We start from the raw sequence: 6,282 nt of genomic DNA on the forward strand, positions 1-6,282 counted from the left end.
TGCTTTCTTTGCTTACTTTCTTTGCAGCAGCAAAGAAAGTGAGTCCCGCCCCGGACAGGGGCAGAGCAAATAAACCACTAAGAAAACAAGTTTCATAGGAGCACAAGCGCATCAAACGGTGTAAGCAACGTCCCCAAAACCCGAAACCCAAAACCCCAAACGCCAGTGGGATAACAACCTCGAAGAAGGAACGCGTATGACCATGAAGCAAACCGGCGATATAGCAGCGCACCGCCTCTCGCAAGAACAGCTTTCCTGTGAGTTCTCCGATGTCGCGCCGCTGCTCGACCCCACCGCCGCCGCCGCGGCATCGAGCCGCTGCCACTACTGCTACGACGCGCCGTGCGTGCAGGCATGCCCGACCTCGATCGATATTCCAAGCTTCATCCGCAAGATCGGCAATGGCAATCTGAAGGGCGCGGCGGTCGATATTCTTTCGGCGAATCCGCTAGGCGGCATGTGCGCTCGCGTCTGCCCGACCGAGATTCTTTGCGAAGGCGCTTGCGTTCGCAACCATGACGGCGACAAGCCGGTCGCGATCGGCGCGCTGCAACGCCACGCCACCGACTGGGCAATGGCTCGCGGTGAGCCGCTCTTCAAACGCGCAGCGGATACGGGGCGCCATATCGCAGTCGTCGGCGCGGGACCCGCAGGTCTTGCGTGCGCGCATCGCCTCGCGCTCGCCGGCCATCGCGCGACGATCTTCGATTCGCGCGCCAAGCCGGGTGGCCTCAACGAATTCGGCATCGCCGCTTACAAGACGGTCGACGACTTCGCACAGCGCGAAGTGGAATGGCTGTATTCGATCGGCGGCATCGAACTGAAGACCGGTGTGATGCTCGGACGCGACGTGACGCTCGACGAGCTTCGCAAGCAATACGACGCCGTGTTCCTCGCGATCGGCCTCGGCGGCGTGCGCGCGCTCGAACTGGACGGCGCGACGCTTGCCGGCGTGATGAACGCGGTCGATTTCATCGAACAGGTACGCCAGGCGGACGATCTCGCGACCGTGCCGGTCGGCCGCCGTGTCGTGGTGATCGGCGGCGGCAATACGGCCGTCGATGCAGCGGTGCAGAGCCGCAAGGTCGGCGCGACGTCGGTGTCGATGGTGTATCGGCGCGGCGTCGAGCACATGAGCGCGACGTGGGCCGAGCGCGAGTTCGCGCAGATGAACGGCGTCACGCTCGTCACGCATGCGCGGCCGGTGCGGATGATTGGCGTCGACGGGCAAGTGACCGGCGTCGAGTTCGAACGCGAGCAGCAACGCTTCACGATCGAAGCCGACATGGTGCTCAAGGCGATCGGGCAGACGCTGGTTCCGGTCGGCGTCGATCAGGAACTGCTGACGCTCGACGGCAGCCGCATCGCCACCGACGAAAACCGTCAGACGACGCTGGCGAAGGTCTGGGCCGGCGGCGACTGCGCAACCCACGAAGGACTCGACCTGACGGTGCAGGCCGTGCAGGACGGCAAGCTCGCGGCGGCATCGATCGATGCGTCGTTCGCGCTGACCGCCATCAAGGCCGCCTGACCCGCAAGACCCCACGACATCAAGACCCCGAGAATACGATACGGAGCCCACATGGCCGACCTACGTTGCACGATCGCCGGCATCACTTCGCCGAATCCTTTCTGGCTCGCGTCCGCGCCGCCCACCGACAAAGCCTATAACGTCAACCGCGCCTTCGAGGCGGGCTGGGGCGGCGTCGTATGGAAGACGCTCGGCCTCGACCCGCATGTGGTGAACGTCAGCTCGCGCTATGGCGCGGTGCAGTGGAACGGGCAGCGCATGGCGGGACTGAACAACATCGAACTGATCACGGATCGCCCGCTCGATGTGAACCTGCGCGAGATCAAGCAAGTGAAGCGCGACTGGCCGGATCGCGCGCTGATCGTCTCGCTGATGGTGCCGTGCAACGAGCGCGACTGGAAGTGGATCCTGCCGCTCGTCGAAGACACCGGCGCCGATGCGGTCGAACTCAACTTCGGCTGTCCGCACGGCATGAGCGAGCGCGGCATGGGCGCGGCGGTGGGGCAGGTGCCCGAGTATGTCGAGATGGTCACGCGCTGGGTCAAGGAAGGCACGAAACTGCCGTGCCTCGTGAAGCTCACGCCGAACATCAGCGACATCCGCACGGGCTCGCGTGCCGCCTACAAGGGCGGCGCGGACGGCGTGTCCCTCATCAACACGATCAACTCGATCGTGGCGGTCGATCTCGACGAGATGGCGCCGATGCCCACCGTCGACGGCAAGGGCACGCACGGCGGCTATTGCGGACCCGCCGTGAAGCCGATCGCCCTCAACATGGTCGCGGAAATCGCACGCGACGCCGAGACGCCGAACCTGCCGATATCCGGCATCGGCGGCATCACGACCTGGCGCGATGCCGCCGAGTTCATCGTGCTCGGTGCGGGCAGCGTGCAGGTGTGCACGGCGGCGATGCACTACGGCTTTCGCATCGTGTCCGACCTCGCCGACGGCCTCTCGAACTGGATGGACGAGAAGGGCTACGCGACGCTCGACGACATCCGCGGCCGCGCGGTGCCGAACGTCACCGACTGGAAGTACCTGAATCTCAAGTACGACATCAAGGCGCGCATCGACCAGGACAAGTGCATCCAGTGCGGCCTGTGCCATATCGCATGCGAAGACACCTCGCATCAGGCGATCACGCGCGAAAAAGATGGCGTCCGGCATTTTGAAGTGGTGGACTCCGAATGCGTCGGGTGCAATCTGTGCATGCACGTGTGCCCGGTCGAGCAGTGCATCACGATGGAGCGCGTGGACGCCGGCGAGTACGCGAACTGGACCACGCATCCGAACAACCCCGCACGCGTCGTCGAGGAAGAGTCGGCGAAGGCGGCGTGAAAGATTAGCGCTCGTCATTGAAAGTCCCTTCGGCCCGACGCATCGTCCATAAAGATGCGCGGACCGCAACGATTCCGTGGAGATGCACCGATGAACCAGACAGCGCATTCCGTCGATCCGAATTTCGCGGCCGGCGCACAAGGCAGCAGCCTCTATAACGACGACCTCGCGCCGACCGGCCCGGCGCAGCGCACCTGGAAGTGGTATCACTTCGCGGCGCTGTGGGTCGGCATGGTGATGAACATCGCGTCGTACATGCTGGCCGCCGGCTTGACCGAAGAGGGCATGTCGCCATGGCAGGCGGTCCTGACCGTGCTGCTCGGCAACCTGATCGTGCTCGTGCCGATGCTGATGATCGGCCACGCAGGCGCGAAGCACGGCATTCCGTATGCGGTGCTCGTGCGTTCGTCGTTCGGCACGCAGGGCGCGAAACTGCCCGCGATGTTGCGCGCGATCGTGGCGTGCGGCTGGTACGGCATCCAGACATGGCTCGGCGGCAGCGCGATCTATACGCTCGCCAACATTCTCACGGGCAACGCGCTGCATGGCGCGGCGCTGCCGTTGCTCGACATCTCCATCGGCCAGCTTGCCTGCTTCCTCGTGTTCTGGGCATTGCAGATCTACTTCATCGTGCATGGCACCGATTCGATCCGCTGGCTCGAAAGCTGGTCCGCGCCGGTCAAGGTCGTGATGTGCATCGCGCTCGTATGGTGGGCGACGTCGAAGGCCGGCGGCATCGGTTCGATGCTCTCGGCGCCTTCGCAATTCGTCGCGGGCGGCAAGAAGGAAGGCTTGTTCTGGGCCACGTTCTGGCCGGGACTCACGGCGATGGTCGGCTTCTGGGCAACGCTCGCGCTGAATATCCCCGACTTCACGCGCTTTGCGCGCTCGCAGCGTGACCAGGTGATCGGCCAGTCGATCGGCCTGCCCGCGCCGATGGCGCTGCTTTCCGTGATCTCGGTGGTGGTCACGTCGGCGACGGTCGTCATCTACGGCAAGGCGATCTGGGACCCGATCGACCTGACGAGCCGCATGACCGGCATCGGCGTGGGCGTCGCGCTGGTGATCCTCACGCTCGACACGATGTGCTGCAATCTCGCGGCGAATCTCGTCGGCCCGGCCTACGATTTTTCGAGCCTGTGGCCGAAGGGCATTTCGTATCGCGCGGGCGGCATGATCACCGCGACCATCGCCATCGTCATGATGCCGTGGAAGATTCTCGCGACTACCCAAGGCTATATCTTCACGTGGCTCGTCGGGTACTCGGCGCTGCTGGGGCCGGTCGCGGGCATCCTGATGGTCGATTACTTCCTGATTCGCGGCACGCGGCTCGATCACCGCGAACTCTTCGACGAAAACGGCGAGTACAGCTATACCGGCGGCTGGAACATCGCGGCCGTCGTCGCGCTGGCGGTCGGCGTGTTGCCGAACCTGCCCGGCTTCCTGCATACGGCATTTCCGGCATCGTTCCCCAACGTGCCGGCGTTCTTCAACACGCTCTATACCTACGCATGGTTCGTGGGGCTCGCGCTCGCGTCGATCGTCTATGGCGTGTGGATGAAAGCGCGCAAGAGCCCGAGCGCCCGCGTGGCGAGCGCATGATTATTCGAGGAGACAGCAACATGACGATCCTGATTCGCGGCGGCACGATCATCGATGCCGAACGCACCTATCGCGCCGACGTGCTGTGCGCGGACCCGAAGGACGGCGGCACGATCCTCGCGGTCGGCACCGATCTGGAAGCGCCCGCGGGCGCGCAGATCGTCGATGCGGGCGGGCAGTACGTGATGCCCGGCGGCATCGATCCGCACACGCACATGGAGTTGCCCTTCATGGGCACGACCGCCAGCGACGACTTCTACACCGGTACCGCGGCGGGCCTTTCGGGCGGCACGACGAGCATCATCGACTTCGTGATCCCGAGCCCGAAGCAGCGGCTGATGGATGCATTCAAGGACTGGCGCGGCTGGGCCGAGAAGGCATCGGCGGACTACGGCTTTCACGTCGCGGTGACGTGGTGGGATGAATCGGTGCATCGCGACATGGGCACGCTGGTGCACGACCACGGCGTATCGAGCTTCAAGCATTTCATGGCCTACAAGAACGCCATCATGGCCGACGACGAAGTGCTCGTGAACAGCTTCACGCGTTCGCTCGAACTCGGCGCGCTGCCGACCGTGCATGCGGAAAACGGCGAACTGGTATTTCAGTTGCAGAAGCAACTACTTGCGCGCGGCTTCACGGGACCGGAGGCGCATCCGTTGTCGCGGCCGCCGGAAGTCGAAGGCGAAGCGGCGAATCGCGCGATCCGCATCGCGCAGGTGCTCGGCGTGCCGATCTATATCGTGCATGTATCGGCGAAGGATGCGGTCGATGTGATCGCGCGGGCGCGCAACGAAGGCCAGCGCGTTTTTGGCGAAGTGCTGCCGGGGCATCTCGTGATCGACGAATCGGTGTATCGCGATCCTGACTGGACGCGTGCCGCCGCGCATGTGATGAGCCCGCCGTTCCGCTCCAGCGAACATCGCGAGGCATTGTGGCGTGGCCTGCAATCGGGCCAGCTTCATACGACGGCCACGGATCATTGCGTGTTTTGCGCGTCGCAGAAGGCGATGGGCCGCGAGGACTTCACGAAGATTCCGAACGGCTGCGGCGGCGTGGAGGACCGCATGTCCGTGCTGTGGCATCACGGCGTGAACAAAGGGCGTCTCACACCGAACGAATTCGTGCGCGTTACCTCGACGAACGCGGCGCAGATCTTCAATCTTTTTCCGCGCAAGGGCGCGGTGCAGGTGGGTGCCGATGCGGATCTCGTCGTGTGGGACCCGGCGGCGACGAAGACGATCTCGGTGAAATCGCATCATCAGAAGGTCGATTTCAACGTGTTCGAAGGCATGACGGTGCAGGGCGTCGCGACGCATACGCTCACACGCGGCGCGCTTGCGTGGGCGAATGGCGACCTGCGGGCGGTGCGCGGGGCGGGGCAGTATCTGAAGCGTCCGCCGAATCCTGGCTATTTCGAGGCGACGCGCGTCGCCAACAAGCTGAAGGAGCCGCATCGGGTGGAGCGCTTGGGCGACAAGGGCTGAAGGTTATCGCTGGCGCTTGGGGGTGGGTTTGCTGTTTACACCGTTTGATGCGCGCGGGCTTCCATGGAACTTGTATTGGTTTTGGTTTATTTGCTCTGCCCCTGTCCGGGGCGGGACTCACTTTCTTTGCTGCTGCAAAGAAAGTAAGCAAAGAAAGCAGCTTTCCACCGCCAATGCTTGCCATGCTCCGCTAGACCGCTCTCTCGGAGTGGTCCAACCGGGGGAGTGTCGTTAGCGGGGTTTCCCCGTTGTTGGCATGTAGAAGAGGCGCGCACGTCGCACCGCTATACGAAGTGGACCAGCAGTCATACATCCAGCCTCGCG

General features: G+C 63.8%; 4 protein-coding genes. All 4 read left to right on the plus strand.

Annotation, left to right across the window (positions count from 1 at the left end; translation table 11 throughout):
• Positions 1 to 196: 196 nt before the first annotated feature.
• The 4 genes from AWB68_RS41775 (at position 197) to hydA (ending at position 5,958) form a co-directional block, all read left to right on the plus strand.
• Entirely contained in the window at positions 197 to 1,531 is a 1,335-nt protein-coding gene (locus AWB68_RS41775) for an NAD(P)-dependent oxidoreductase (protein WP_087650007.1), read from the plus strand.
• Between the two features lie 51 nt (positions 1,532 to 1,582).
• Positions 1,583 to 2,869, plus strand: a complete 1,287-nt coding sequence (preA, locus tag AWB68_RS41780) for an NAD-dependent dihydropyrimidine dehydrogenase subunit PreA (RefSeq protein ID WP_087650008.1) — start codon at positions 1,583 to 1,585, stop codon at positions 2,867 to 2,869.
• A gap of 90 nt (positions 2,870 to 2,959) precedes the next feature.
• Positions 2,960 to 4,471 (plus strand): NCS1 family nucleobase:cation symporter-1, encoded by a 1,512-nt coding sequence (locus AWB68_RS41785; protein WP_087650009.1) that lies wholly within the window; start codon positions 2,960 to 2,962, stop codon positions 4,469 to 4,471.
• A gap of 20 nt (positions 4,472 to 4,491) precedes the next feature.
• The gene (hydA, locus tag AWB68_RS41790) at positions 4,492 to 5,958 is read left to right on the plus strand and encodes a dihydropyrimidinase (RefSeq protein ID WP_087650010.1); all 1,467 of its coding nucleotides are present in this window, start codon (positions 4,492 to 4,494) and stop codon (positions 5,956 to 5,958) included.
• Positions 5,959 to 6,282 lie beyond the last annotated feature (324 nt).

Source organism: Caballeronia choica (assembly GCF_001544535.1).
GTDB lineage: Bacteria > Pseudomonadota > Gammaproteobacteria > Burkholderiales > Burkholderiaceae > Caballeronia > Caballeronia choica.

What these genes read in the sequence shown, in the direction of transcription:
- AWB68_RS41775 (WP_087650007.1), top strand. Translation starts at nt 197, where the DNA reads ATGACCATGAAGCAAACCGGCGATATAGCAGCGCACCGCCTCTCGCAA.
- preA (WP_087650008.1), top strand. Translation starts at nt 1,583, where the DNA reads ATGGCCGACCTACGTTGCACGATCGCCGGCATCACTTCGCCGAATCCT.
- AWB68_RS41785 (WP_087650009.1), top strand. Translation starts at nt 2,960, where the DNA reads ATGAACCAGACAGCGCATTCCGTCGATCCGAATTTCGCGGCCGGCGCA.
- hydA (WP_087650010.1), top strand. Translation starts at nt 4,492, where the DNA reads ATGACGATCCTGATTCGCGGCGGCACGATCATCGATGCCGAACGCACC.